The 26,804-nt window shown below is 44.8% G+C and carries 21 protein-coding genes; 3 read left to right on the forward strand and 18 right to left on the reverse strand.

Going from position 1 to position 26,804, the window contains the following annotated elements; translation table 11 throughout:
• Positions 1-58 precede the first annotated feature (58 nt).
• The 12 genes from EJP82_RS22665 to cls all read right to left on the reverse strand — a co-directional run bounded on the left by EJP82_RS22665 (position 59) and on the right by cls (position 15,161).
• Positions 59-2,206 carry a hydantoinase/oxoprolinase family protein gene (locus tag EJP82_RS22665; RefSeq protein ID WP_127194352.1) on the reverse strand — a complete coding sequence of 716 codons (2,148 nt, stop codon included), beginning with the start codon at positions 2,204-2,206 and terminating at the stop codon, positions 59-61.
• Between the two features lie 65 nt (positions 2,207-2,271).
• Positions 2,272-3,570: a citrate transporter gene (locus EJP82_RS22670; RefSeq protein ID WP_246054398.1), complete on the reverse strand. Its 1,299-nt coding sequence runs from the start codon at positions 3,568-3,570 to the stop codon at positions 2,272-2,274.
• A gap of 43 nt (positions 3,571-3,613) precedes the next feature.
• Positions 3,614-4,972, reverse strand: coding sequence for an FAD-dependent oxidoreductase (locus EJP82_RS22675; RefSeq protein ID WP_127194353.1), 1,359 nt, complete (start codon positions 4,970-4,972; stop codon positions 3,614-3,616).
• A 203-nt stretch (positions 4,973-5,175) separates the two neighbouring features.
• Positions 5,176-6,066: a peptide chain release factor N(5)-glutamine methyltransferase gene (gene prmC / locus EJP82_RS22680; RefSeq protein ID WP_127194354.1), complete on the reverse strand. Its 891-nt coding sequence runs from the start codon at positions 6,064-6,066 to the stop codon at positions 5,176-5,178.
• A 4-nt stretch (positions 6,067-6,070) separates the two neighbouring features.
• On the reverse strand, positions 6,071-7,138 hold the full coding sequence (prfA, locus tag EJP82_RS22685; RefSeq protein ID WP_127194355.1) for a peptide chain release factor 1: 1,068 nt from the start codon (positions 7,136-7,138) through the stop codon (positions 6,071-6,073).
• Positions 7,139-7,416: 278 nt separating this feature from the next.
• On the reverse strand, positions 7,417-8,517 hold the full coding sequence (gene ychF, locus EJP82_RS22690; protein ID WP_127194356.1) for a redox-regulated ATPase YchF: 1,101 nt from the start codon (positions 8,515-8,517) through the stop codon (positions 7,417-7,419).
• A gap of 231 nt (positions 8,518-8,748) precedes the next feature.
• On the reverse strand, positions 8,749-9,225 hold the full coding sequence (locus tag EJP82_RS22695) for a GNAT family N-acetyltransferase (protein WP_127194357.1): 477 nt from the start codon (positions 9,223-9,225) through the stop codon (positions 8,749-8,751).
• A 25-nt stretch (positions 9,226-9,250) separates the two neighbouring features.
• Entirely contained in the window at positions 9,251-10,078 is an 828-nt protein-coding gene (locus EJP82_RS22700; protein ID WP_127194358.1) for an energy-coupling factor transporter transmembrane component T family protein, read from the reverse strand.
• A complete protein-coding gene (locus EJP82_RS22705; RefSeq protein WP_127194359.1) occupies positions 10,071-11,780 on the reverse strand; it encodes an ABC transporter ATP-binding protein in 1,710 nt (569 codons plus the stop codon). The genes EJP82_RS22700 and EJP82_RS22705 overlap by 8 nt, the downstream gene beginning before the upstream one ends.
• A gap of 14 nt (positions 11,781-11,794) precedes the next feature.
• On the reverse strand, positions 11,795-12,355 hold the full coding sequence (locus EJP82_RS22710; protein WP_127194360.1) for an ECF-type riboflavin transporter substrate-binding protein: 561 nt from the start codon (positions 12,353-12,355) through the stop codon (positions 11,795-11,797).
• A 216-nt stretch (positions 12,356-12,571) separates the two neighbouring features.
• The gene (fni, locus tag EJP82_RS22715) at positions 12,572-13,600 is read right to left on the reverse strand and encodes a type 2 isopentenyl-diphosphate Delta-isomerase (RefSeq protein WP_127194361.1); all 1,029 of its coding nucleotides are present in this window, start codon (positions 13,598-13,600) and stop codon (positions 12,572-12,574) included.
• Between the two features lie 52 nt (positions 13,601-13,652).
• Positions 13,653-15,161: a cardiolipin synthase gene (gene cls / locus EJP82_RS22720; RefSeq protein WP_127194362.1), complete on the reverse strand. Its 1,509-nt coding sequence runs from the start codon at positions 15,159-15,161 to the stop codon at positions 13,653-13,655.
• A 174-nt stretch (positions 15,162-15,335) separates the two neighbouring features.
• Here cls and EJP82_RS22725 point away from each other — a divergent pair, with 174 nt between their 5' ends.
• Both EJP82_RS22725 and EJP82_RS22730 read left to right on the forward strand, forming a co-directional pair.
• Complete coding sequence (locus EJP82_RS22725) at positions 15,336-16,253, forward strand: TetR/AcrR family transcriptional regulator (protein WP_281278210.1); 918 nt, start codon at positions 15,336-15,338, stop codon at positions 16,251-16,253.
• Positions 16,254-16,331: 78 nt separating this feature from the next.
• A complete protein-coding gene (locus EJP82_RS22730; RefSeq protein ID WP_127194364.1) occupies positions 16,332-19,475 on the forward strand; it encodes an efflux RND transporter permease subunit in 3,144 nt (1,047 codons plus the stop codon).
• 88 nt (positions 19,476-19,563) lie between these two features.
• On the opposite strand, the gene EJP82_RS22735 is transcribed toward EJP82_RS22730, so the two are convergent.
• Positions 19,564-20,286: a TorD/DmsD family molecular chaperone gene (locus EJP82_RS22735; RefSeq protein WP_127194365.1), complete on the reverse strand. Its 723-nt coding sequence runs from the start codon at positions 20,284-20,286 to the stop codon at positions 19,564-19,566.
• Between the two features lie 377 nt (positions 20,287-20,663).
• Here EJP82_RS22735 and EJP82_RS22740 point away from each other — a divergent pair, with 377 nt between their 5' ends.
• On the forward strand, positions 20,664-21,881 hold the full coding sequence (locus EJP82_RS22740; RefSeq protein WP_127194366.1) for an MFS transporter: 1,218 nt from the start codon (positions 20,664-20,666) through the stop codon (positions 21,879-21,881).
• Between the two features lie 141 nt (positions 21,882-22,022).
• Here the strand turns inward: EJP82_RS22740 and EJP82_RS22745 are convergent, their stop codons facing one another.
• The 5 genes from EJP82_RS22745 to EJP82_RS22765 all read right to left on the reverse strand — a co-directional run bounded on the left by EJP82_RS22745 (position 22,023) and on the right by EJP82_RS22765 (position 26,695).
• Positions 22,023-22,640, reverse strand: coding sequence for a DUF2812 domain-containing protein (locus tag EJP82_RS22745; RefSeq protein ID WP_127194367.1), 618 nt, complete (start codon positions 22,638-22,640; stop codon positions 22,023-22,025).
• Between the two features lie 17 nt (positions 22,641-22,657).
• Entirely contained in the window at positions 22,658-22,969 is a 312-nt protein-coding gene (locus tag EJP82_RS22750) for a PadR family transcriptional regulator (protein WP_127194368.1), read from the reverse strand.
• Between the two features lie 145 nt (positions 22,970-23,114).
• Positions 23,115-24,800, reverse strand: coding sequence for a glutamine--tRNA ligase/YqeY domain fusion protein (locus EJP82_RS22755; protein ID WP_127194369.1), 1,686 nt, complete (start codon positions 24,798-24,800; stop codon positions 23,115-23,117).
• Between the two features lie 103 nt (positions 24,801-24,903).
• A complete protein-coding gene (locus EJP82_RS22760; RefSeq protein WP_127194370.1) occupies positions 24,904-25,401 on the reverse strand; it encodes a GNAT family N-acetyltransferase in 498 nt (165 codons plus the stop codon).
• Between the two features lie 73 nt (positions 25,402-25,474).
• A complete protein-coding gene (locus EJP82_RS22765; RefSeq protein ID WP_127194371.1) occupies positions 25,475-26,695 on the reverse strand; it encodes an MFS transporter in 1,221 nt (406 codons plus the stop codon).
• Between the last annotated feature and the right edge of the window lie 109 nt (positions 26,696-26,804).

The following is a 26,804-nucleotide window of genomic DNA, read 5'->3' on the forward strand; positions in this document are numbered from 1 at the left end:
CCATCTCCTCTTCTATTGCTTCACAATATATTGGTGTTACTTCTTTGATATGTTATTACTATTGATACGCGATTACAATCAGTTCGTCTTCTGCTCTCAGCATCTCCGTCTCAATCTCAAGAATAGACATAAGTTGCTCCTTCGTCTGCATCCCTGTCAGATCCAACATCTTTTCTTTATAAAAAACAAATACCTTAGGTATGGTTGCATTTGCATCGGAATAAATTGTGTTGTCATCCAGAAATTCACCGAGCCACCCTCCAAACTGGGATTTGGTGATTTTCGTAAATTGGACATTGCCCTTCTTGAAGCGGACGACTCCTTCACGGTCGAGTACGCTAGCATATGTTGATCTCTTCTTCATCAAACCGAAGAATGATTTCTTTACACTTTCACTGCTAAAAAGACTCCATCTCCCCGTTTGCGCCACCATTTTCGTTAATTCAAGCGGTTGGTCTACCGAATGAGCAGCTGTTTCACGCATGGCCTCGACAGACATATTCTCCTGGCCCAAATCTTTGGAACGAAGCTCCGTCGAACCCGTGGCTACTGCACGCAGAATATTTTTCTGACTATCAATTTCAATGGTAACCTCAACCGTTTCCTCACTAGCACCTGATTTGACAATTCGTTCAACGATTTCAGATCGAATCCGCTTAATATCGTCCTCGGTTGGATTAACAACCGTTCTCTCTAACTGCTCCTTAACCATAGCCAAAGCAACACCGATTGTAGAAACGTAAGGCGCATTGTTAGCTATCTTGCATTTCATGTTCTCCCGTTCAGCCATCGCCGGAACGAGTACCGTACCGCTTCCTCCTCCACCTACCAAGGTTACGAAGGATCGATCCAATTCATAATCATCAATCATTTCATTCACTGTCTTCATCGTCTTGTCTATTGCAATATTCATCACCTGTCTAGCCGCTTCCTCGACCGTTAGGCCAGTATGGGAGGCGAGCGCTTCCCACGCTTTAATCGCCGCTTCCTTGTTACCCTCGGCATAATCCCCTTTAGGTATGTATCCTAGGATATTAGCCGCACCAGCCAGAGTATAGGAATAATCTTTCCCATTCGCACTTTCACAAATTATATATTCCTGCGGGTCTCCTTCTCTAGGACTAAGGAATTTCACTTTGGGATCCACAATTTGATCACTTGGTGCAAATGCCTCATACTCTTTGCCTGCAATGTGCGCGCTTCGCGGTCCTACATCTGTTATTTTGCCGTCGACTACCTTTATCATACTTCCCCCGGCGATACCAAGGGTGCGAACATCTAGGGATTGCAGATACGTGCGATGCCCGCCAACCTGGGCATTCTTGATCATAACCTTCCCATTCTTAATTACGGATATATCCACGCTTGTCCCGCCGACCTCAAAGAAAATCCCATCTGAGATCTTTTCATACATCAACGCTCCGGCAACACCCGCTGCAAGACCGGACAGCATCGTAAGAATCGGACGTTTACGAACTTCATCAATACTCATCACTCCGCCGTCACAACGCATAATCATCAGTTGGGACTTGATGTTTGCGTTCTTAACGGATTTCTCCGTCATGTTAGCCGTTTCCATCATTTTCGGAATGAGCGAGGCGTTAACAACTGCAGTTCTTGTACGTGTTTTCAATCCGTACAATTGGGAAATCTCATGGCCTCCTGTCGCGTAAATGCCTTTCTTATTCGCAATTTCTACCACACGAAGCTCATTGGTCGGGTTATCAACGCTATACGCTTCGGATGCAACAATGACTTCAGCACCTTGCTTCACTAGTTCATCAATCGCCGCAACAATTTGCTCTTCCTTCAAGTCCTTAGAATCTATATACGTATGATAAGCCTTTAAATATTTACCTGGGGCAAGCTCAATGTCCCCGGTATTAGATTCCGAACGAGCACCGATACCATCTAACCCGGAGCCCATACCAATAATACCTACACGTGCTACATCACCTTCTAACAGTGCATTCGTGGCCTGGGTCGTTCCATGAGCAATAAAAGTAACATCTTCCGGCAGGATACCCCGGCTCTCCAATATTTGATTCAAAATTTGAACGATCCCTTTCGCCACGCCATCTTCGTCGTGGTGAGTGGTCGGAATTTTCATTTTCTCAATTACTTCGAACGTTTCATTGTCTATAACAGCAGCATCGGTAAACGTACCCCCAACATCTATCCCTACTCTAACCTTTTTTCTCTCCATATTATCCTCCTGAAATGATAGGCAGGGTCCCTCGAAAGGCTCCCTGCCTGATATATTTTCTACAATTAGAACACCATGAATGATCCAATAATCATGGAAATCAGGACAGAAACAACCATCCAAGGCAACGTCTTTTTCAGAATTTCATTAATATCACTCTTAGTGAAGTCCGCTACCCAAACATTGTGTGAATTGGTTGGATCAGATACAGCTTGGACGTTACTTACAACACGTAAGGCCAGCATAGCTGCTACCGGCGTCATGCCAGCAGTTACAAACAGAGCAGCAATACCGCTACCGAGTCCCCACACATTTAGAGGTCCGCGATAAATCGCAAGAGGTGATAACAAAGTGAAAAAGATGATGTACATCAACGGAGTGCTTGGAAGCACACTTTCAATCAATGGTGATATGAGTGATGCTACTTGTGGCGCCATAACAGAATTGAGCAACATACCAATACCGATCATCAGGGCCATAGCCCCAGCAATATCTTGGATTCCTTCTACGAGGGCACTGGACAGAATATGAATCGGCCGTTTCGGTAAAGTCAGAATAATTGTCACGATCGCACCGATAATAACAGCAGGAACGATATCGAGCTTGAATGCATAGACGAGAATAACTGGAACGAGTGGACTAATCAACGCAATGGTCGGAACCTTCTTGCCCTCTCCTCCTCCGGTGGCGTTTGGCATTGCCCACGCCTTTTTACCTTTGCCATCTTTCTTAATATTGAAGATAATCATAGCCAAGGAAATGATAATTAGTGGTAGTGCAGCAACAAGTGTGTAATCCCCAATCGTCTGAACATCCAGACCAAGAACATCTACATACACCGCCCAGTTAGATACGTTAAACAACGCACCCACACCGACTGACGAGATTACGACAATAGAAGCTACGAACTGTGATATCCCGGCTGTCAGCATGATCGGAATAACGATCGTACCTACCAAGATAACCATACCAAGACCGCCCGCTGCTGAGAAGATAATCGAGCCGGTAACAAAGAATAGTACTGCGATCATCACCGGCTTATCACCCGCAAGTTCAGCCGCTTTTCGTATGATCGATTTCGTAATTCCTACTTTATTAAGAATTTGACCGAACCAAGCACCGAATACCAAACCTGCGATTGCACCCGACAACCTCATCGAGCCCGCAGATAGAACCGTCTTGGCTATTGTTGTAGTCACTTCCGGATCGTCCGACATCCACGGAACTCCTGCAATCAATGCAAATAGGATTGCCATAATTGGCAATGCAAGAATCGTTGGAAGCTTCCTCATCATCATTAATCCTATGAATATTAAGAAGACCGCAAGAATTCCAATAGCTTGAAACCACATTAAAGATGTCACTATAATTTCCCCTCTCAAAATGATTGCATTTCACCGCACTTGTCTATACCTCTAGGTATGCACCCTGTTCTTTCAAGACAGCCTGCACATCCCTGATGTTCACATCCTGTACCGTTGTACCTTTCTTGACTGCCATTGCAGCTGCAACACCTCCGGCGTGACCAATGGCCCCTGTTGTTGGTGTAGTTCTCATGGCTGCTTGAGCCTCAAAGGTTGCTGAAATACATCTACCAATAACAATCAAGTTCTTAACCGATTCCGTAATCATACAAGAGTACGGAATACTGTACATACCGCCCCATTCTAGCTTCTCATGCTTCGTTCCTTCTCCATCTGGACTATGGATATCAATCGGATATCCCGAATGAGCAATCGTATCTGTAAATTTCCGCTGTTCAAGAAGATCCTCAGCAGTTAGCGTATATAGACCTTTAATCTGCCTTGAACCCCTTACACCGATAGAAGGCCCCGTAGATTCTACTACTGCATCCTCAAAACCAGGAATATATTTATGTACGAACATTTCGAGCTCTCGACACTGTTTACGGCCTACCATTTCTGCCTTACTTAAGCTGAGTGCATCTGTTGCATCGTGGCCCAAAATTCGGGTAGTATTCAGAATAACCTCGCCAGGATTATTGGTCTCAAAGAATAGAATATTCTCCCGAGGGATCGATATTTCTCCTCTAGCCTTCGCTTCTTTGAATAGGCTATCGAATCCGCCCACAGATAACCGGGATGATGTTTCAATAATTGAGGTATCACCGTTATACAGTGGAAAATCATCTGGATGCTCATGAATGTACTGTTTGACTCTAGGAATATTCACGTTATACATTTTCATATTCAGTGTCATCGGCTGCGTCGCCCCATCGGACTCTCTGCCCTTCGTATATTCAACTCCAGCTCTAGCAGATAGGTCACCATCACCAGTGGCGTCAATGAACACAGTAGCCTCAATTTCACTAAGTCCCGACTTGTTGCATACGGTAACACTAACAATGTTCCCGCTCTCAGTCTTCACACTGACTAACATGGTGTGGTATAAAATTTCGCCGCCGTTCTCCACCACCATTAATTCCAACTCATGTTTCATAGCCTCTGCATCAAATGGTGTAACAGAATACGTAAAACCTACCGTGTCAACGATGTGCCCTGGCGATTTACCTAGCTTTTTCAGACGTTCAATAAGTTGATCTGTGAATCCTTGAATCGCTTGCTTCTCACCTGCATGGAACGTCATCATGGGTCCTACCCCGTTAGCCGTTAACGTACCGCCCAAGAAACCCTGCGATTCTATGATCAGTGTCCTTGCCCCTGCACTAGATGCAGCAATCGCTGCCATGGCGCCTGAAATACCTCCGCCCATCACAACAACGTCATATTGTTGACTATTCCCCATTCCAAACTTCACTCCCTAAAGTAATGTTTGTTCGCTTCCTGAATCTAGATTAACAAAACAAAACCAAAATGTAAATGCTTTCAGGATATTATTTTCTTAATAAACGTAAATAAAGAAAATCATTTTCAGGCGCAAAAAAATCCTTGTTCGATTTCAGCGGTATCTACACCTGCATACTCTCGTCCAAGGACACTCAGTCCGATCTATTCTTCTCTCGCCAGCCCCAGCACATGGCGGTCAATTCCAGCCAGGTCAGGGATCGTTACGATCTCGTTCCAAAAACCTGCCTGCCGTAGCATCTCCGCCACTTCTTCTGCTTGCCCCATTCCCAGTTCAAAACCTATTAGGCGAGGCGGCTGTGGCAGAAGACTAAGCTGCTCCATCATGATGCGGTAAGGTCCCAAACCATCCGGCCCACCATCAAGTGCACCACGAGGTTCATAATCGCGCACCTCTGGTTGAAGGCCCTCAATCGTCTCCGCCGGTATATATGGCGGGTTCGACACTACAATGTCCAGCGGTTCGCCCGCGAAGGGTTCAAGCAGATTTCCCTGCTTGAACGTAACGTCTAGGCCGAGCCGCTGGACATTCGCCTGCGCCACCGCCAGCGCTTCCGGCGAGATATCACTCGCCGTGATGCGCCACGACGGGCGCAGATGCGCGAGCGCAGCGGCAATTGCGCCGCTGCCGGTGCCGATGTCGGCGACCAGCGGAGCGCCGCCTGGCCAGAGGCGATTGCCTGCGTCAGCAATCGCCTCCACGAGCAGCTCCGTTTCGGGGCGGGGAATCAGCACCGCCGGCGTGACCTGAAAGGTCAAGCCGTAGAATTCCTGTTCCCCGATAATGTACTGCGCTGGCTCGCCCGCCGCCTTGCGGCGGATTGCCTCTTCCCACAGGGCCTTACGGTCTTGTGGGAAAGGATCACGTAGCGCCGTCAAATATGCGGCGCCAGAGAGCCCTAACACATGGCGGAGTAATAACTCCGTATTAGATAAGGGCTCACTCACCCCAGCTGCCTCTAAAAAAGAAGAAGCCTCTCTACGGGCTTCTGAAATGTTGAGCGCTCCAGATAGAACATATCCGTCATCGTTCAAAATATTATTCTCCTTTATCCATCATATCAGCCTGTTCAGCTAGTGTTAGCGCCGAAACAAACTCTTCGATATCCCCGTTCATCACTTGATCCAACTTATGAAGGGTCAATCCGATGCGATGATCAGTAACGCGGCTTTGCGGGAAGTTATACGTACGGATACGCTCACTACGGTCACCTGTACCTACCTTACTCTTCCGTTCACCAGCATACTTAGCTTCTTCTTCTTGACGTATTTTGTCTGAAATACGAGCACGAAGTACCTGCAATGCTTTATCCTTATTGGAGTTTTGCGATTTACCATCCTGACAAGTCGCCATAATCCCCGTTGGAATATGTGTAACCCGCACAGCGGATTTCGTTGTATTAACAGACTGACCACCTGCACCACTGGAACAGAACGTATCAACACGAATATCTCTATCGTGAATTTCAATATCTAATTCTTCAGCTTCCGGCATGACCGAGACTGTCGAAGTTGATGTATGAATCCGTCCACCCGATTCTGTAGCAGGAATCCGTTGTACACGGTGCGCACCACTTTCAAACTTCATCTTACTGTATGCCCCGCGGCCATTAATCATAAAGATTACTTCTTTAAATCCGCCAAGGTCGCTTTCATTCGTATCCATAACATCTACTCGCCAGCCTTGTGTATCAGCAAAACGCGTGTACATGCGGAATAAATCAGCCGCAAACAACGCCGCCTCATCTCCACCAGCAGCACCACGAATTTCCACAATAACATTCTTATCGTCATTCGGATCTTTTGGAAGCAACAGAAAGTGAATCTTCTCTTCCAATTCCTTCTGACGTATGCTAAGCTCATCGATTTCCATCTTGACCATTTCGCGCATTTCTTCGTCTAGCTTCTCCGCCTGCATTGTTTTTGCGGCTTCGAGTTCTTCCATAACACTCTTATATTCGATATATGCATCATAAACTGGTTGTAAATCCGATTGTTCCTTAGAATAATCTCGCAATTTCTTTGTATCATTAGTTACATCCGGATCACAGAGCAACTCGCTGAGTTTCTCATAACGTCCAGCTAGGGATTCTAGTCGGTCCAACAAGGGAGATCACCTCTCTTTACTTAACATAACAAACTTCTGAAAAAAGGCCGTTCCTTTTCACTAAAAAAAGGATAAACGACTTTTTATTATAGCATACTTTTGGGAAATGTGAATAGGTAGGGTTAGCCCGAACAGGGATGGTTTATCCAAGATAACGACGTAACTCGCTCAACCTTCCGCACTCATTTTTTACAAAAAACAGAAGCCACCCCTCCAGTAGACAAAGACTACCTAAGGGACGGCTCCTTTTCACAAGAGCCCTAAGCTCTACATCTTATTTATACGTTAAAACGGAAGTGCATAACATCGCCGTCCTGCACGACATAATCTTTACCTTCCAAACGAACTTGACCACGCTCTTTAGCCACATTCATCGTACCCGCAGCTGCTAGATCATTGAAAGATACAACCTCTGCACGAATGAAACCACGTTCAAAGTCAGTGTGAATGACACCCGCAGCTCCAGGGGCTTTTGTACCTTTACGAATCGTCCAAGCGCGTACTTCTTGTACTCCTGCAGTGAAATACGTATATAGACCAAGCAAACGATACGCCGCAGTAATGAGACGGTCGAGTCCTGAGGATTCCAAACCTAGCTCCTCGAGGAACATTGCCTTGTCTTCGCCTTCAAGCTCAGCAATTTCTGCTTCCACTTTGGCACTAATCGGAACTACTTCAGCATTCTCCGCCGCTGCGAATTCTCTTACTTGTTGAACAAAAGGATTGTTCTCAGCATCGGTAACACCGTCTTCACTAACGTTCGCAGCATATAATACGGGTTTGAGCGTCAAGAGATGAAGATCGCGGACAATCGCTTTCTCATCCTCTGTCAAATCCAAACTACGTGCTGGTTGATCGTTGTACAACGCTTCCTTGACACGTTCGAGTACTTCCACTTCCATTGCAGATTGTTTGTTGCCGCCCTTCATATTTTTACGGGAGCGATCAATTTTCTTCTCTACACTATCCAAATCAGCCAGAATCAATTCAAGATTGATCGTCTGGATGTCACTGATTGGGTTGATTTTACCTTCAACGTGGGTAATATTCTCATCTTCAAAGCACCGTACAACATGTACGATTGCATCTACTTCACGAATATGAGCCAAAAATTTATTGCCCAAGCCTTCGCCCTTACTTGCACCGCGCACCAATCCCGCAATATCAACAAATTCAAATGCAGTAGGTACCGTACGATTTGGAACGACCAGCTCAGTCAGTTTATCAAGGCGCTCATCTGGAACTTCTACCACACCAACGTTTGGATCGATCGTGCAAAATGGATAGTTCGCGGATTCAGCCCCCGCTTGTGTAATTGCATTAAACAGGGTGGATTTCCCTACATTTGGAAGTCCGACAATTCCCGCTTTTAAAGCCATATCTATGACAACTCCTCATTCTTGTATTCACTCATCTTCTTCAATCATAGTACATATACCCCGCCCATATTTCAAGGATGTTCCGTAAATATTCCCATACAATTGAGCATTAGGTTATACTGCTAACCCTATTTTTAACTGTACTTCATGCAACTATTACCTCTCTACTACCTTTTTCACAAATAAGTGTATTTTGTACAACTATTAAGATATACAGGCGTCACTTCTGCTCTATAATTTCTTCGTCATTGAAATATCCGTAACCTCATATCCCACTTTCTGATACAATTGGAACGCTCTTTGATTATGTCCGAATACATGAAGAGAAATCTTATACGCTCCCTGTTCTCTAGCTGCTTCATCTACAGCAGACATCGTTGCCTTGCCGTAGCCCTTGCCTTGGTATTCCTCGTATATAAGAATATCGTAAATAAAAGTGGTTCGTCCCGTTGGTTCTTCGGCAATGTTAAACCAGACGTACCCTACCTCATTTCCTATCTCTTGATCCACAACCGTATAGAGAAAGGCATCCTTAGTGTCCTTACCTTCTGGAAGGTATTTCTGAAACGATTCCAACGAACGGGCCATAGCCTCATCTTCGCTCCATGTACCTGCCTCAACCTTATCATTTGCGTAATCCTTAGCAGAACGATTTAAGAACACTTCGTATTCTCCAGCGCTCATTTCTTTGAGTTGAACCTTTGCCATCTAAACATCTCCATTCAAATCTTCATCATAGCGGATACCAGAATCCTTGAACTACCTGCAGTTTCAGTACAATACCTACTGTAAGTAACAGAACACAAAGCAGCACGACTATCTTGTCACTCCGCATAGCCCTAGTGCCCATGTACCACGTACGTTTAGGCTTCGTACCGAAACCACGTAGATCCATCGCATCAGATACCGATTCGATATGCTGAAGTGATGATTGCAATAAGGGCACAACAACAAGCGAAAGATTCCGCATTCGCTGCTTGAGATTACCATCGCCCCGTGAAATTCCTAGACCGCGCATTTGCATTGCATTCAGAATATGACGGAACTCCTGACTTAAATCAGGAATATATCGAAAAGCAATACTGACGGCGTAAGCCATTTTGTACGGGACGCCAAGCTTATTCAAACTTGCGGCAAACCGACTCGGATGCGTCGTGAAAATAAACAGCAGTGTAATCGGACATAAAGTTAAGTATTTCAAAGACAACGTTAATACATAAAATAAGGTCTCTACATTAATTGTATCATAGCCAAGTGGAATAAGTGGTGTGTTACTTCCGGTCAGTGTTGACCCGAAGCGAGGTGTAATCAGTAGAATGAAAATACTGTTCATCAGTGTAAATAGGGTTAACATCCAGAAGAGGAATTTCATTCGTTTAATCGGAATCCGAGCCACTAATAACATGGATATACCGGCAACCAACAGAACGACAAAGATACGCAGATCAAGGAACAGAAACGTCACTGCCGTCCATACCAGCAGCAACACAAGTTTCACTGCTCCATCCATCCGATGGAAGAAGGAATCACCGTCCACATATAAACTGCTTGATTTACTCATGTGACGTCTTTCCCTTCTGCTCATAATCGATGAAAGCTTGCACAAATCGCGATGGGGACGATAATCCCCAGGCTCTCGCAAACCTTGCAAGGCTCGTCTCCCTTAGGCGTGCCTTGCTAGTAACCTCGCTGTTTGAGAGTACATTCGCCACTGTATCCGCAGCAATGACTCCGCCTTCCGCCATAACAACAGCACGATCAGCATATTCTAATGCCAAGTGCATGTCATGCGTAATAAACAAAAATGCCATCCCTTGATTCGATAGTTCGGCTATAAAATCCATAAATTCGGTATAATGCCGATAATCCTGTCCCGCCGTCGGTTCATCCAGAATCATTAACTTCGGGCTCAAAGCTAGGATCGAAGCGATACTGAGGCGTTTCTTCTGTCCGAAACTCAGTGCAGATACCGGCCAGTTACGGTAGGGATATAATCCGCATATTTTCAATACTTCGTCACTTCTCTCCTCACGTTCTGTAGGTGAGAATCCTCGTGCGGTAAGACCTAGCCCCACTTCATCCCATATCATATGTTGGGTGATCATATGATTCGGATTCTGCATCACATATCCAATTTCCGTACCTCTACGGCGGATCGACCAATTATTGATGGACTCACCCCATAGCCGAACTTCCCCAATTCTGGGTTTGAAGAGCCCTGTAATAATACCGGATAAGGTAGATTTGCCTGCTCCGTTGCCTCCAAGCAACGCAATCGTCTCACCCGCTCCAATAGATAGAGATACTTGCCGAACAACATCACGCCCAGCATCATACGCGTAAGTTACATCCCGTAGCTCTAGCAGGACATCCCCATCCCTTTGTTCTTGAGGCGATTCCACGCTGTCCATCCATACTTCAAGCTTGCCCTTATCTAACGTGCCGAGTATCCCTTCCGGTGTCCTCAAATTGCTAAGACCTTGTAGTGATAATCCAGCATAAGCCATGGCATCTAAATAAATCGGCTGTCGCAGTCCAAATGAGGCAAGAGTACCTCCTGCAAGTAAATCATCCGGTGTTCCAATCGCCGCAATTTCCCCTTCGTTCATCACAACGATCCGGTCGATTGGTTCTTGTAGAACGTCCTCTACTCGATGTTCTATGATAATAACGGTCTTACCTCCGGCTTGGTGTATTTCTTCTATGAGTCGCATTGCCTTGACTCCACTTGCCGGATCCAGATTTGCCAGCGGCTCATCAAACAGTAAAATATCCGCCTTTGTTGATAGAACCCCAGCCAATGAGACACTTTGTTTCTGACCACCGGACAGATCATGTGGACCCTGCCCTTCGTAGTCCAGCATACCCACTAGATCAAGCGCCGAGAAGACCGCAGTCTTCATCTCCGCTTGCGGAGTCGCTTCATTTTCCATCTGGAATGCTACATCTTCACCTACGGTTTGCCCCACGAACTGAGCATCTGGATTTTGTAGGATAGTCCCTACACTCTTGCTGCGTTCGAAAATATCCTGCGAGCTTGAGTCCTTCCCATTCACGTAAAGTTCGCCAGTGATCTCGCCTCCGTATGAAAAAGGAATTAGCCCATTGATACAATGGGCTAAGGTCGACTTACCAGAACCGCTTGGTCCGGCAATCCATATTTTCTCGCCTCGCACAATGTCGAGGTTGATGTTTTTTAGTGTTGCGGAGGACTGGCTTTTATAACGGAAACTAAAGTCCCGAAATGAAATAACAGGTTGCATATGTCAGGTAACTCCTATCTTTCCACAGTCAAGTTCGCATTGTTTCGATTCCGCTTCGCGTATGCCCACACCGCCGGAACACCCAGAATCAGAAATACAGCTAGATTTACAAGACCTGCAGAGATTACTTGTATAACAATCTTGTTATTTGGCTCGCCCATTGCGTAAATATCGAACAAACCCGAAAATGCCAAGGATACGAAAATGCCAACTACTCCGTAAATAATAAATGAAATCAAGTGCTTTTTCTTAATAACTCCATCTTTCGGATTGAAATCCTTAGAAAGATAGATCAATCCCATAAACGCTGCAGTAATACCCGAGCCAAGCGCCCATCCCCACCATACCGTACCACTCTGGATAAAGTCATTAATGACATGCCCGATAAATCCAGCAATAAAGCCAACCACCGGACCAAATAATGCTCCAAAAATAGCTAACAACGCAATCGCTGGGCGAAGCTGCGTATCTGGAGCGATAGGAATACCAATCCAGCTCGTCGCACCGTATAGTGCAGCACCGATCCCAATTGTTACAACCGTACGGGTACTCCACTTCCAAATTGATGGTTTCATTAAAAATCCCCCTTTACATTCTCCACTGGAACCACTACCTTGGATCCCTGTGTTCATTAAGTTTGGTTGCCTTCTTGCCACCGTAGTCCATTTCCTACTGTCGTACCGGTCAAGTTAGCTTCTACACCTAATATAAGGGGTCATTCTCTGAAAAGCAATGAAAAATTCTCTGTATACCACTAGGAATTATAAGATTATTGTTTTTTTACTACGTTACTACTCTCTCCGCACTAATCGCGTCGTGCTATTCAGCGCCGGGATATCTCCGGTGCCAATCCCAAACATGGCGGTGCGGAGCTCAAACTCCACGCGCTCAAGCAGCGCGTCAAGCCGCTCCTCTGAATGCACCGCCGGTTCAAGCAGCGCCCGGCCGAATCCGGCCAGGTTCGCGCCCAGCGCAAGCGCCTTGGCCGCGTCCACGCCGTTGTTCAGGCCGCCGCTACCGATCAGGGCGGCATCTGGCACCGCCGCCCGTACTTCGCGGATGCATTCCGCGGTGGGGATGCCCCAATCCGCGAAAGCCTCCGCTGCCGCGCGGCGCACAGGGTCTGCGCTGCGGAACTTCTCGACCTGGCTCCATGACGTTCCGCCTGCGCCAGCTACATCAATAAAAGCTACACCTGCTCCGCGTAGCCGCTTCGCCGTCACTCCGTCGATTCCCCAGCCTACTTCCTTAACCCCTACTGGGATTGGCAAGCTACGGCATATATCTTCGATACGAGACAACAAGCCTCCAAAGGCTTTATTGCCTTCCGGCTGGAACACTTCCTGCAGACTGTTCAAATGCAGCACTAGCATGTCCGCTCCTACAATGTCTACCGCACGCATACAATCCTCAGTACTAAATCCATAATTAAGCTGAACAGCACCTAAGTTAGCAATAATCGGAATGCTGGGAGCTTTACGTCGAACCGCAAACGTCGAGGACAACTCGTTTCTTTCCACTGCAGCTCTAACCGAACCCACACCCATTGCCCAGCCCCGTCGCTCTGCTGCCTCGGCAAGCCGATCATTAATCATCGCCGCAAGTTCACTTCCGCCGGTCATAGAACTAATAAGAAACGGTGTACGAACGGGTGCGCCTAAAAATGTTGTTTTTAAACTAATATCCTCAAAATTCAACTCTGGTAAGGCATTATGCCGAAACATATATTTTTCAAACCCTGTACTTATGCCTTCCGCACCCACTTCCTCTTCCAAGCAAAGACGGATATGTTCCGTTTTTCGTCCCCCTATATCAGTCACGCTGCCATTCCTCCTCCTTTACACCAAGATACGAATACAATACTCTGCTTACTTATAGTAGCGGTGAAAATAACCGTGCCGCAGATTCCATAAAACGTACAATCATTCTCTTCTTCTCAAAAGCCTCGATATCTATTAAGGTGGCTGAAATCAGATCGCGTTCAAAGTCCTTCACAACTTTGGCCACGCTATCACTTTGTACGAGTAATGCATTCACCTCAAAGTTCAAATGAAAGCTACGCATATCCATGTTCGCCGTACCCACCGTAGCAACCTCCCCATCTACAATAAGTAGCTTTGAATGAAGGAAGCCCTTTTCATACTCGTATATCTTAACCCCCGCCTCCAACAATGCAGGAAAGTACGAATGGGATGCAAGGAAGGGCAGCCATTTGTCAGGTTTTGCTGGAAACAATATCCGCACATCAAGACCAGACAACCCCGCTACCCGTAGCGCCGTAAGGATATCTTCGTCAGGAATGAAATATGGCGTAGCAAGCCATACCGATTTCTTGGCCGTTGTAATCATTGAGAAAAAAATATTCTTAAGCGTCGAACTCTCATTGTCCGGGCCGCTCGGGATAATCTGTATCGCCCCACTACAACCTTGTTCAAGCTCAGGTGATAGATATTCTATATCCATAATTTTCTCACCGGTGACATACTGCCAATCCTGAAGAAAAATAACTTGCAGTGATCGAACAGCCTCTCCCTTCACCAGCATATGGGTGTCCCGCCAGAAGCCATATGTCTTACTCCGGCTCAAATACTCGTCACCCACATTTAAGCCACCGATGAACCCCGTGTTACCATCGATCACGACAATCTTCCGGTGATTACGGTAGTTCACCCGACTCGATAGCGCCAAGAATCGTACTTGTCCATAAATACCGACCTTAACACCTGCATTCTCCAGCTCTTTAATGAACGATTTAGGTAAGCCAATGCTACCAACGGCGTCGAACATAAATCGTACCTCTACACCTGCACGAGCCTTCTGAATTAATGTCTTCTGAATTTCACGACCAATGTCATCTGCACGGTAAATATAATATTCCATATGAATATGGTGCTCAGCCAACTTCAATTCTCTCAAGAGTGAAGAAAAGGTCTCTTCTCCGTTGGTCAGCACCCTTGTTCTTGTTGCCATAGAGAAAGGTGTACGAGCAATTCGTTGTGACAGTTGAAGTAGCCGTTGCTGGCCAGGGGTAAATTGTGATAAATCACGCGGTTGCTTACTGCCTATGTGATCGATCATTTCGTAACCTTTACGATCCTGCTCCGCCTTTTTATCGTATTTCCGCCGTTTGAAGTAGTTTTGGCCGAGCAAGAAATATATAACCAGTCCAACGACCGGTAACAATGCCAGCACTAAAATCCATGCCACTGTACTGGAGGGATTACGGTTCTCCATAAAGATAGCGAATCCAATCGTAATGACTGTCAAAGTTTGAAATATACTAATTAGCGTACCACCAAAATGCCCGAAGACGCCGAAACCAAAATAATAAAAGGCAAATAAAACTGCGGCAATTAAAATAATTTGTAACCCACGTCTCATAGTTGTACTCCTCTACACTTTGGTGAATGGTAATTGATTATATCTTACATGAACTACGCCCTACTTCCTAGCCAAATTATAATACGTTGGATATATTTGCTATCTGATTTTGTTTTGTAATATAATCTTTCTGACTATTGAGTCATAATAAGAACCATTGAGTCAGAAGGGATGATGAAGGATCTGTTATCAACAAAATCAGAGGAAAAGAAAAAACTAATATTAAGAACAGCGATGCAACTCTTTGCTATAAAAGGAGTCCCCGCCACGTCCATGCAAGAAATCGCCGATATTTGCGGGATGTCCAAAGGAAGTCTCTATCTGCAATTCAAATCGAAAGAAGAATTGGAACACAGTGTATTTGACTACTGTTACGAGATGCTTCAAGATCATCTGCTTCAGGTAGAGCGTCAGCCAGAACTCCCCCCACGCGAGAAACTATGCCGTCAAGTTGAAGTCTTGCTGAATTTGGTCCTTGAGCTTCGTGAGTTTTTAATGATGCAGTTAAAAGACTGGATAACCAATGGAGATCCTAATCATAAACAGCATTTTATTAAGAAGCACAACGATCAGTTGTTCATTTTCGGTAAGGAAAAGCTTATCAGTCTGTACGGTATAGATATCTCACCGTATATAGCGGACCTTCTAATGCTCGCGAATGGCATGATTAGTTCTTATACCCAATTGCTATTTCATCCGCAGGTTGCCATTGAAACCTCTCGCTTGGCAAGCCACCTCGTGGATTTATTGGATGTCACCGCTGCTAGTCTGTTGCGGGACCGCCCCCAACCGCTCATCTCTGAAGAAATATTAACTGGGTTAAGTCATAAGCAGCCTTGTAGAATGCAACCTAGTCGGCATCCACTACAAGTGATCAAAGAATTGAAGACAGCATCTGAAGACTTACTTGATGACCCGCGAGAGCGCAAGCACGTTCTAGAATCATTACAGATTCTAGAGGATGAAATCGCAGCACTTCGTCCTCGTCATGCCATTATTAACGGGATGCTTGGCAATCTTACAGATTTCTGGGGGCTTGAGAATCAACTTTTAGAATTAAAAGTTTTATTACAGCCCTATTTGAACAAGTAATTACAGGAAAAAGTTTGTCGAATTATCTATTGAACCACAAAACCTAGAGAGTATAAAGAGAGGAGCAGAAACTAAAGTATGAAAAACCTGATTCAATTCTCACTTCGCAATAAGTTTGCGATCTGGCTTCTGACTATTATTGTTACCGCTGTTGGTATATATAGCGGGTTAACCATGAAACAGGAGACCATTCCGAACATCAATGTCCCTTTTCTTAGTGTGACAGCTATTTATCCTGGTGCAGCACCAGAAGGTGTCGTGAAAGATATCACCAAGCCGTTGGAGCAACGACTACGTAACGTCGATGGCGTTAAGACATTAACCTCCACCTCGATGGAGAACGCTGCTTCGTTGTTCATCGAATTTAAATACGACACCAACCTCGATAATGCTACCGCAGCACTTCGTGAAGCCCTCAATGATGTTAAGCTCCCTGATGGCGCACAAAAACCTCAAATCACAAGATTCAGTATGAACTCATTGCCTGTTGTTTCTCTCAGTTTATCGGATAACGAGTCGGGGGATTTAGAAAATTTAACCCGCACCGTGGAGAACGATATCAAGCCAGTTCTAGAAGATCTGGACGGCGTTGCCTCTGTGCAAGTCTCTGGTCAATTTGCCAAGGAAATAACCCTTAAGTTTAATCAAGCAAAGATGCAGGAGCTAGGTCTTAGCGAAGATACAGTGAAAGGGATTGTACAGGCATCGGCACTTCGCGTACCACTCGGCCTGTTTGAGATGGAGGAATCTCAAAAGGCTATTGTCGTCGATGGGAACATAACGAACGTCGAGGACCTACAGAACATTGCAATCCCAGTTATACCTAATGCAAGTTCTAACGCAGTACCAGGTATTGCGAATAATACAGCTGTACCTGGAGCACCGACAGAAATGGCGATGGGGATTCCTACTGTAAAACTCAGTGACATCGCTACAATCGAAGTAGTTGGTGAAGCAGAATCCATTTCCCGTACAAACGGTAAAGAATCTATAGGTATCCAAATTGTGAAATCTAACGATGCCAACACAGTAGACGTCGTGAACCTAGTTAAGGACAAAGCAGAACAATTAAAGAAAGACTATCCTCATATTGATTTGACAGTCCTGATGGATCAAGGAAAACCGATCACGGATTCCGTTAATACGATGTTGTCAAAAGCCGTATTCGGTGCGTTATTTGCGGTCCTGATCATCATGATCTTTCTACGCAATTTACGTTCTACTATTATCTCCATTATTTCCATTCCCTTATCGCTACTGATTGCTGTTCTTTGCCTTAAGCAGATGGATATTACCTTAAATATGATGACTCTTGGCGCTATGACAGTAGCGATTGGTCGGGTTGTCGACGACTCCATTGTCGTCATAGAGAACATATATCGCCGTATGTCTCTTACGGGTGAGAAGCTAAGTGGAAGTAAGCTTATAGTAGATGCTACTCGCGAAATGTTCTTGCCGATCATGGCTTCAACGATTGTCACGATTGCGGTGTTCTTACCGTTAGCATTCGTTAGCGGCATGGTAGGCGAATTATTCAAGCCATTTGCACTGACTATGGTATTCTCGCTACTCGCTTCCCTAGTCGTAGCTATTACTCTCGTCCCTGCACTAGCGCATACACTTTTCCGTAATGGACTCAAGAAGAAACATGATCACGAAGAGAAACCACAAGGACTCGCCCGTGTATACCAACGTGCACTTAACTGGTCATTATCCCATAAACTAATCACCTTCGGGTCTGCCGTGGTTCTACTAGTCGGAAGCTTATTCCTTTACCCACTAGTTGGTGTCAGCTTCCTACCCGAACAAAGTGATAAGTACGTCATGCTTACTTATTCTCCAGCTCCTGGCGATCGTCTAACCGATGTGGAGCAAAAAATGCTTACAGCAGAAAAATATATTCTAGATCAACCTGACGTTGAGAAAATGCAATACTCCGTTGGGGGAAGCACTCCTATGGGGATCGGTTCTTCTAACTCAGCACTCTTCTATGTTGCTTATAATGAAGACACTAAGAAGTTTGAAACGGTCAAAGAAGAACTCATTAATGGTTTGAAAGAGCAAGTTGACAAGGGCACTTGGTCTGACATGTCCGAAATGATGATGGGAGGATTAGGCGGTGGCTCCCTTAGCGTCAACGTGTTTGGCGATAGCTTGGAGGATATTAAGCCCGTTACTGAACAAATCCTCAAGTTGATCGAAGCTGACACTAAACAATTTGAGAAAGCAAGCACCAGCCTTTCCGAAGCTTATGGTCAGTATACACTCGTAGCGGATCAGCAGAAACTGAGTTCTCTTGGTCTCACGGCTGGACAGCTTGCTATGAAGCTAAGTCCATTACATGAACGTCCCGTCCTGACGGAAGTCGCAATCGATGGGAAGGACTATAAGGTATATATTGAAACGGATACCAACACCTATACCAGTATCGCAGATATTGAGAACGAAACCTTAACTTCTCCTTTAGGCATACAAGTGCCCATTAAAGATATTGCTAAGGTAGAGAAAGGTAGCTCACCAGACTCTATCATGCGTATCGACGGTAAAATGGTCGTGGAAGTAAGCGCAAAAATCATATCCAGCGATGTGAATAGCGCTTCTAGCAGTTTACAAGATAAGATCGACAAAATAGATAAACCCGACGGTGTAACCATTAAATTTGGTGGTGTAACCGAACAAATCAACGATACATTTGGACAGTTGGGGCTCGCTATGGCTGCCGCCATTGCAGTTGTCTACTTTGTTCTTGTTGTCACCTTTGGTGGTGGTCTAGCTCCATTCGCTATTCTTTTCTCACTACCGTTCATCGTTATCGGTGCCATGGTAGCACTATTGATATCTGGGGAAACATTAAATGTATCGGCACTGATGGGTGTTCTCATGCTCATCGGGATCGTAGTCACCAATGCGATCGTGCTTATCGACCGCGTTATTCACAAGGAACGTGAAGGATTGTCCACGCGTGAGGCCTTACTTGAGGCTGGTGCAACGAGGCTTCGTCCGATCCTCATGACGGCGCTTGCCACCATCGGTGCACTGTTACCACTTGTTCTGGGATTTGAAAATAGTGCAGGAATCATTTCACGTGGACTCGGTATCACCGTTATCGGGGGACTGATTAGTTCCACCCTCTTGACGCTCGTCATTGTACCGATTGTTTACGAATTCTTGATGAAGATCAGTCATCGCGGAAGAGGAAAAACCGTTAATGAAGCCAACTAACTATACTTCCAAGTAGAAGAAAGGGACTATCCACCGGGTCTTATATGACCTCAGGGGATAGTCCCTTTTGTTATGATTATAGTTAGTTCTACCAGTCATCACTGGATGTATTTACTTCTCCGAATAACAGTTCATTTTCTCGCCAAGTTTGAAGTTGCTCCAAATCCTCCGCCAGAAACTCCCTCATTAATACAGACAATCCTGTATATAATGGGCTAGTTGTCGCCCCAGCCAAATCTGCTGAAAATTGAGGTGTCCATTTCAGTAAGTGAGATTCAAGAAACGCGATTTGTGTATCTACCAGTTCAAGACAGCTCTGACGCAAATTATTCTTATTCAACATACCTTCAGCCAATACAGCCATAAATTCCAACTCTAGAGCAATATGATCATCGCGTTCACCATTTAATTTGTTAAAAGCTACACCGCTCTGCGCATAAATGGTTCCGATCTCTGAAATACAGTCAAATGCATTCGCACCTTCTGCTCTTGCGCGGTACGCCGCCTCACACGTGGCTATCTTCGCATTATGACCCATAAAGAGACGTTCATACTCCTCTGCTTCCGCGTAACATACTTTGCGGAAATCCTCTTCAGCAATGCTCGCCAGATAATCCTTCAATATGGTCCCACCTTGGGTGGCTGGAATTGAATTCTTCAGCTCGACTACGCCACGCCATTGTGCAATCAAAGACATACGTGGCGGACGGCTTAGAAAATCCATCAGCAATTGGTATACCCACCCTCTAAGTTCCAGCCAACGAACTTCTTCCGCCGCTACCTTAACAGGATTCTTGATCAACATGGTCATCTTCGTCATCTCCCTGACTATTTATATCATGTATATTGAAACAATATTACTTCACTTTGGTAAAAAAAGATGACTTCCTTAAATGTCGGAAATCATCTAAAGAACATATACCCGATACATGATTAAGGGGAACCAAGTATCGCTACTTGTATTATATCGCAAAATGTAAGCGCTTTACGTGAACTATTTGACAAATTAACAAACAATGTTATCTATAATTTGGAAAATCAAAATTATACCTTTAATCTCCACCAAATTTGTCCCTTTTCACAGAAATGTTGCTAATTTCAAAAAAAGATCGTTTGTATCCCCTTTCATGTCTGTGTTACATTTGGAACAGAATCACTGCATGATGACATGGACATGGTCGGAAAGGAATGGAGCGTTTGCGGAATAATATGAAGAAGTCTTCCTCTTCTTTACTGCCTTTAGGGCTGCTTAACTTTTTCATTTACGGCACAATGGTCATATTTACAGCCTATTTTCAATTATATTTGCAGGACATCGGTTTGGACAAGTTGGAGATCGGGAGTCTTATGGCGATTGGTCCCTTCGTCTCGTTACTGGCCCATCCGTTCTGGAGATATTGGAGCGACCGGGAAGGCAACCTTAAAAACACGCTATTATTTATCATGATCGGCCTGCTTATCATGATTCAATTAGTATTCAAGGTAAACACATACCACATGCTGTACTTCAGCATGATCTTGCTTTATTTTTTCCAAAGTCCGCTGCTCTCGCAGACTAACAGTTTGATCCTAGGCTATGTTGATGGAACCGAGAAGAAGTTTAGAAAGTACCGTTTCTGGGGTTCATTGGGTTGGAGTTTTGTTGCTCTTGCTGCTGGCCCGATCATCGATTCTGTTGGACATAACGGGCTTTCTCTACTATTCAGTATCATGTTGCTCATGGCAATCGGCTCTACCCTGGTTCTACCCAAAGTCAAACATGCAACAATCACTCCTTGGTTGAAAACTGCGGATATCAGCCGGACGTTACATAACAGGTATTTCATATCCTTCATCATCTTTGGACTGTTAGTTGCGATCCCCAACTCGATCAACACTACCTTCATGCCGCTATTCATAAGTGATTTAGGTGGTTCCAGGTTACAAGTTGGTGGTGCGATTTTTGTCTCCACACTATTCGAAGTTGGAGTGTTCTGGTTGTTAAAGCGTTACCTGAAACACAAGATCACTTATCTCATGGCCTGCATTACCTTGGTCAGTTTGCTATTTGCTCTACGGTGGTATCTAATGGCTTTGGCTACAACTCCCAAGGAGATCATCCTTATTCAAGTGCTTCATGCCGTCACGTTTGGTGGTTTCTTCTATGTAGGCACTCAATTGACTGCTTTGTTCCTACCGCGACCATCTCGCTCCTCTGGACAAGCTGTATTCGCTTTTGCTCTCAGTGGAGTAGCAGCGATCCTTGCTGGATTTCTTGGTGGCTGGATATTCCAGAACCTAGGTGCGATTATTATGTACAAAGCAGGAAGCATTCTGACCTTGTGTGGAGCTGCTGGATTCGGTGCGATGTGGTATCGCATCCATAAGAATGGCTACTCACCAGGCATGATTCATAAAGAACCTTAACTGTATATCTTGACCCTATAAAAGGGGATGACCCAGATGCCATTTAAATGGCTGAGGTCATCCCCTTTTGTTGTTGGGAAAACGTAGCGCGAACGGACCGTTTCTACAATCGCCTTGTCTCTCAAGAATAGCGCAAAGATATTACAACTTTTCCAGTGTTTTCTGATAATGCATGTTCGCTTTAATACCAAATGCAAAATATAAAATGATCATGACCGGAAAGAAAAACCAGAAAAATCCTCTAAAAAAAACAAACGGGGTCTCAAAGAGAAACGATCTCCAAAAATATGCTCCGGTTCTTTCCCATAATCCCGGTGTAAAATATAGTAATTTCGGATTCAGAAGGGCGGTTGGATCAACGGTGTTAGTTAAAATGAGTACAACTAAAATAGGAATGTAGAACACGGCCAGCGTAAGCCACATTTTAGACAGTCTTTGATATCGACCAGCTTTGGAATCAGCATCTGAGAAGATATCCTCATTTCCGTGTTCATCTATTTTTTCGAAATACTGAGATCCTGATTTCTTTGTTCCTGCGATATGCTTCCAACCACTGTCTTCAAACAGGGCGCGGTAATCTTCGAAGTCTGCTTGTTTTTTAAACGTACGGAAATCAATTTTTATCAGCCTATTCTCCGGCTTTGCAGGTTGGAATTCATAATTGCTCGATTTATTTATAAATCGATGCCCTTGTTTAGCCATGTCATTCAGCCATTGTTCTTCTTTATCGAAATTGATAAAAAACTTACACTTCCTCATTTTATCTCCCCCGTTCGTTATCCTAGGATTTTTTTCGTGACTTCAATCATATGATTCATTCTTGCAAAGTCGAGACGCAGGGTTTCTATGCCCTTTTCAGTAATAACATAAACTTTACGCCTGCTGTCCTCACTTTTGACAGGCTGGATTAACTTCAGCTTAACCAAGTTTTCAACCGCTCCGTATAGTGTGCCTGCCGCCATTCTTACCTGTCCACCACTTAGCTCCTCCACCTTTTGAATAATTAAATATCCATGTGCTGGTTCCATCAAAGCCAGAAGAATATAAAAAACAGTTTCCGTAAGTGGTAAGTTCTTATCCCTACTCATGTTTTTTCCTCCATTCTATTCAGTTTCGCTGTATACAGTCATACTATATAGTTACACTATATACAGTTAAACTGAGTAATGCAACAATAAAAAGCCATAAAGCAAAAAAAGATTTGCTTTACGGCTCTTATAGACGATAACTTATTTATTTCCCAGGCTGATATGAACTCTTCAACGACACAACCAAGTTAAACACTGGATGTCCCGGAGCCGAGAATTTAGGATCGACATTGAAGTATCCGTGCCGGAAAAATTGGAACTTATCTTGTGGCACAACGTCCTTCATCCCTGGTTCAACATACCCTTGAACTATTTTCAGAGAATTAGGGTTGATCATATCCATAAATGTCTTCTCTTCCAGACTATCCTCTTCCGTTTCCTCCAAGATCAGTGGCTCATACAACCGGAACTCAGCAGGTACCGCTTGACTCGCCTCGACCCAGTGGATCGTTCCCTTCACCTTGCGACCTGTAAATCCGCTACCACTCTTCGTTTCAGGGTCATAGGTACAGTGAATCTCAACCACATTCCCATCAGCATCCTTAATCACATCGTTGCACTTAATGAAATAAGCATGCTTCAGACGTACTTCATTACCAGGGAACAACCGGAAATATTTATTCGGTGGGTTCTCCATGAAGTCTTCACGTTCGATGTAGATTTCACGTGAGAAAGGAATTTGGCGATTACCCATTTCTGGATTTTCGCTGTTGTTCTCCGCTTCAAGTAGCTCGGTTTGCCCCTCAGGATAGTTCGTGATGACCACCTTAAGCGGATCAAGAACTGCCATTGTACGTGGAGCTTTTAATTTGAGATCTTCACGAATAAAGTGCTCAAGTGTCTTCAAGTCGATGGAACCGTAAGCCTTGGAAATACCCGTTTCAAACACAAACGCCTTTAGGGCGTCCGGCGTATAACCGCGGCGACGCAGACCTGATAATGTAGGCATACGAGGATCGTCCCAGCCATCCACAACACCATCATCAACGAGCATTTTCAGCTTCCGCTTACTCGTGATCGTTTGTAGCAGATTTAATCTTCCGAACTCATATTGACGTGGAACATTTGGCATTTCTGTCTCAGCAATCACCCAGTCGTAAAATGGACGTTGATCTTCAAACTCCAGTGAACAAAGTGAATGGGTCACGCCTTCGATTGCATCTTCCAACGGATGCGCGAACGCATACAGAGGGTAAATACACCATTTGTCACCAGTATTATGGTGCGTCGCATGAAGTATCCGGTAAATAACTGGATCACGGAAGTTAATATTCGGAGCTGACATGTCAATTTTGGCACGTAGTACTTTCTCTCCGTCCTTAAATTCTCCAGCACGCATCCGGGCAAATAGATCCAAGTTCTCTTCAATCGAACGATCACGATAAGGGCTGTTTTGTCCTGGTTCGGTCAAAGTTCCCCGCGTCTCGCGAATTTGATCTGCACTAAGATCATCGACAAAAGCTTTGCCCTTCTTAATTAGCAAAATAGCACGCTCATACATTTCATCAAAATAATCTGAAGCGAAACGTAGCTCTTCCCACTCAAATCCAAGCCATTTAACATCTTCCTTGATGGAATTAACGTATTCTACGTCTTCTTTTGCCGGATTTGTATCGTCGAACCGTAAGATTGTTTTGCCGCCAAACTCATCAGCTAGCGTAAAATCAATCCAGATCGCCTTGGCATGACCGATGTGTAAATAGCCGTTAGGTTCTGGTGGAAAACGAGTAACAACGGACTTAACTTTGCCACTATCAAGGTCCTCAGCCATAATATTTTTAATAAAATTGGGAGGGGTAGTGTTATGCTCCACAGGTATCAACCTTTCCATTCACTGAATTTATGCTATATTTCCCGATTTTTCTTCTTATAAATATACCGATATCTTGGCAATAGTTCAATGCCAGTATACCAACTTACTGCTACTTCTATAATCATTCAGATGGAACAATCGGACACCACATTAGAATATCATCAACATATTGACCATCCAAGTAAAACTCATCTACAAGTCGTCCTTGCTCCAAAAAACCACAGCTCTCGTAAAAAGCTTTCGCGCCTGGATTAGTAGCTAAAACGCGCAGAGACAGTTTGCGTATTCCCTGCTCAGCTGCGATGATTTTAATCGACTCCATCAATTTGCGACCGACGCCCTGCCTTTGATACGAAGGATGAATGGCTATGTTCAGATCATAGACATGTCCATTGCTTGGTAACGGTGTCGGGGAGTCAAAGCCCAAATACCCACAAATTTCGTCTCCAATCCCGGCTACAAGTTGGCTCCCCGGTGGGCATTTCTGCAAATACTGCTCCCGTGAAGTCCAGACAATCTGTGCGGGTGTCGAGTCCTTGTCCCATACGAGTGCGTCAAGCTCCATCAGTGCAGCCGCATCACGAATTTCCGATAACCTAATCCAAATTTGGTGTGACATGATGCTTTCCACCATCCTTCCTAACTTCACCTACTGCCATTATACACTGGATTGATTCCGTCATAAATCAGGGTTACATCGAAAGAGGGATATCTCCCCTGTTCTGCCGATGCATCAAAGAATGAACAAAAAATGCCCCAACCGAAAACACAGCTATCAAAACAGAAAGTCCAGCTACCGGGACAAGCCCATTCCAGTCAAACAATAAACCCATCGCATAGGGACCAACCACCTTGCCTGCTGCGCCCATTCCCCCCACAACTCCTAGGTAAAACGGCGCCGATTTACCCGTCCGATCCGATATGAAGGAAGGAATCGCCGGAGAAATGAGCATTTCACCAAATGTAGTGAGTACCATGGCTAGTACTAAACTAGGATATGTATGAAAACTTAGAATTGCAATATATCCTAGCAAATAAAATATCCCGCTAGCAGTCATTTGTGCCTCAGGGGACCCTGCAAAGGTACGCTTCAACCACAAGATGAATGGCTGGCCTACAAAAATAAGTACTCCATTAAGCGTCCACAGTATACTGTAATTCCACTCTGGCATCCCCTTCATCATCGTAAAAGGAGCCACTCCGTTGTTCCAGATACAATTACTTAGCCATAGACAGAAAGAACCTATGCCCATAAACAAATATAATCTATAGTGGCCAAGCAGTTTCCATGTCTGCACTTTCTCAATAGTATTTTTGCGCTTTTCCAGCTGTAGCCCTCCGGAGTCGCTCTGGACCTTGCTCAAATATCTCCAGAAGAAAAGAGCAAATACAGCCGAGGTCAAACCGTTCATAATAAAACTCATATCATATGAAATACTGGCCAGAAATCCGCTGAGTGCCGTACCGATAGCTACACCAATGTTGTTGGCCACGTATATAACATTGAACAATTCCCCTCGCCGATCGGCGAAGCGAAATCCAATGAATGCTTGAATCGCAGGCATCGACAACGCATTGAAGAACCCAACTAATCCCATAACGAACATGAATATATACCAATGCCCGCTAACGTACGGCAGAAATAGCAGAGATAAGGCATTCATACCCAATCCACCGACGATCAGTCGCTTTACACCTACCCGGTGATAAAGTGCTCCACCTAATAACTGTCCGGCAATGCCACCCAGCGACATTACCAAAATAACCAATCCTGCATCCGTTACACTCCGTCCTAGCTGCCTGAATACAAACATCGTAATCAGAGGCCACATCAAAGAGCCACCGATTGAATTGACCAGACTCGCAACCAGAAACACTTTAACTTCACGCGGATAATTCTGTAACCATTTCATCTCTATCTCTCCCCCATTAACCCTAACGGCAAAACCTTAAATAATATCAAAAAGGGGACCCCTTGTGAGCAATGTCATTAAGTTAAAGCATAGGTCCAAAAATTAAGAA

Source organism: Paenibacillus anaericanus, assembly GCF_003994475.1.
Lineage (GTDB): Bacteria > Bacillota > Bacilli > Paenibacillales > Paenibacillaceae > Fontibacillus > Fontibacillus anaericanus.

What these genes read in the sequence shown, in the direction of transcription:
- EJP82_RS22665 (WP_127194352.1), bottom strand. Translation starts at nt 2,206, where the DNA reads ATGGAGAGAAAAAAGGTTAGAGTAGGGATAGATGTTGGGGGTACGTTT.
- EJP82_RS22675 (WP_127194353.1), bottom strand. Translation starts at nt 4,972, where the DNA reads ATGGGGAATAGTCAACAATATGACGTTGTTGTGATGGGCGGAGGTATT.
- ychF (WP_127194356.1), bottom strand. Translation starts at nt 8,517, where the DNA reads ATGGCTTTAAAAGCGGGAATTGTCGGACTTCCAAATGTAGGGAAATCC.
- EJP82_RS22695 (WP_127194357.1), bottom strand. Translation starts at nt 9,225, where the DNA reads ATGGCAAAGGTTCAACTCAAAGAAATGAGCGCTGGAGAATACGAAGTG.
- EJP82_RS22700 (WP_127194358.1), bottom strand. Translation starts at nt 10,078, where the DNA reads ATGAGTAAATCAAGCAGTTTATATGTGGACGGTGATTCCTTCTTCCAT.
- EJP82_RS22705 (WP_127194359.1), bottom strand. Translation starts at nt 11,780, where the DNA reads ATGCAACCTGTTATTTCATTTCGGGACTTTAGTTTCCGTTATAAAAGC.
- EJP82_RS22710 (WP_127194360.1), bottom strand. Translation starts at nt 12,355, where the DNA reads ATGAAACCATCAATTTGGAAGTGGAGTACCCGTACGGTTGTAACAATT.
- cls (WP_127194362.1), bottom strand. Translation starts at nt 15,161, where the DNA reads ATGAGACGTGGGTTACAAATTATTTTAATTGCCGCAGTTTTATTTGCC.
- EJP82_RS22725 (WP_281278210.1), top strand. Translation starts at nt 15,336, where the DNA reads ATGAAGGATCTGTTATCAACAAAATCAGAGGAAAAGAAAAAACTAATA.
- EJP82_RS22730 (WP_127194364.1), top strand. Translation starts at nt 16,332, where the DNA reads ATGAAAAACCTGATTCAATTCTCACTTCGCAATAAGTTTGCGATCTGG.
- EJP82_RS22735 (WP_127194365.1), bottom strand. Translation starts at nt 20,286, where the DNA reads ATGACCATGTTGATCAAGAATCCTGTTAAGGTAGCGGCGGAAGAAGTT.
- EJP82_RS22740 (WP_127194366.1), top strand. Translation starts at nt 20,664, where the DNA reads ATGGAGCGTTTGCGGAATAATATGAAGAAGTCTTCCTCTTCTTTACTG.
- EJP82_RS22745 (WP_127194367.1), bottom strand. Translation starts at nt 22,640, where the DNA reads ATGAGGAAGTGTAAGTTTTTTATCAATTTCGATAAAGAAGAACAATGG.
- EJP82_RS22750 (WP_127194368.1), bottom strand. Translation starts at nt 22,969, where the DNA reads ATGAGTAGGGATAAGAACTTACCACTTACGGAAACTGTTTTTTATATT.
- EJP82_RS22755 (WP_127194369.1), bottom strand. Translation starts at nt 24,800, where the DNA reads ATGGAAAGGTTGATACCTGTGGAGCATAACACTACCCCTCCCAATTTT.
- EJP82_RS22760 (WP_127194370.1), bottom strand. Translation starts at nt 25,401, where the DNA reads ATGTCACACCAAATTTGGATTAGGTTATCGGAAATTCGTGATGCGGCT.
- EJP82_RS22765 (WP_127194371.1), bottom strand. Translation starts at nt 26,695, where the DNA reads ATGAAATGGTTACAGAATTATCCGCGTGAAGTTAAAGTGTTTCTGGTT.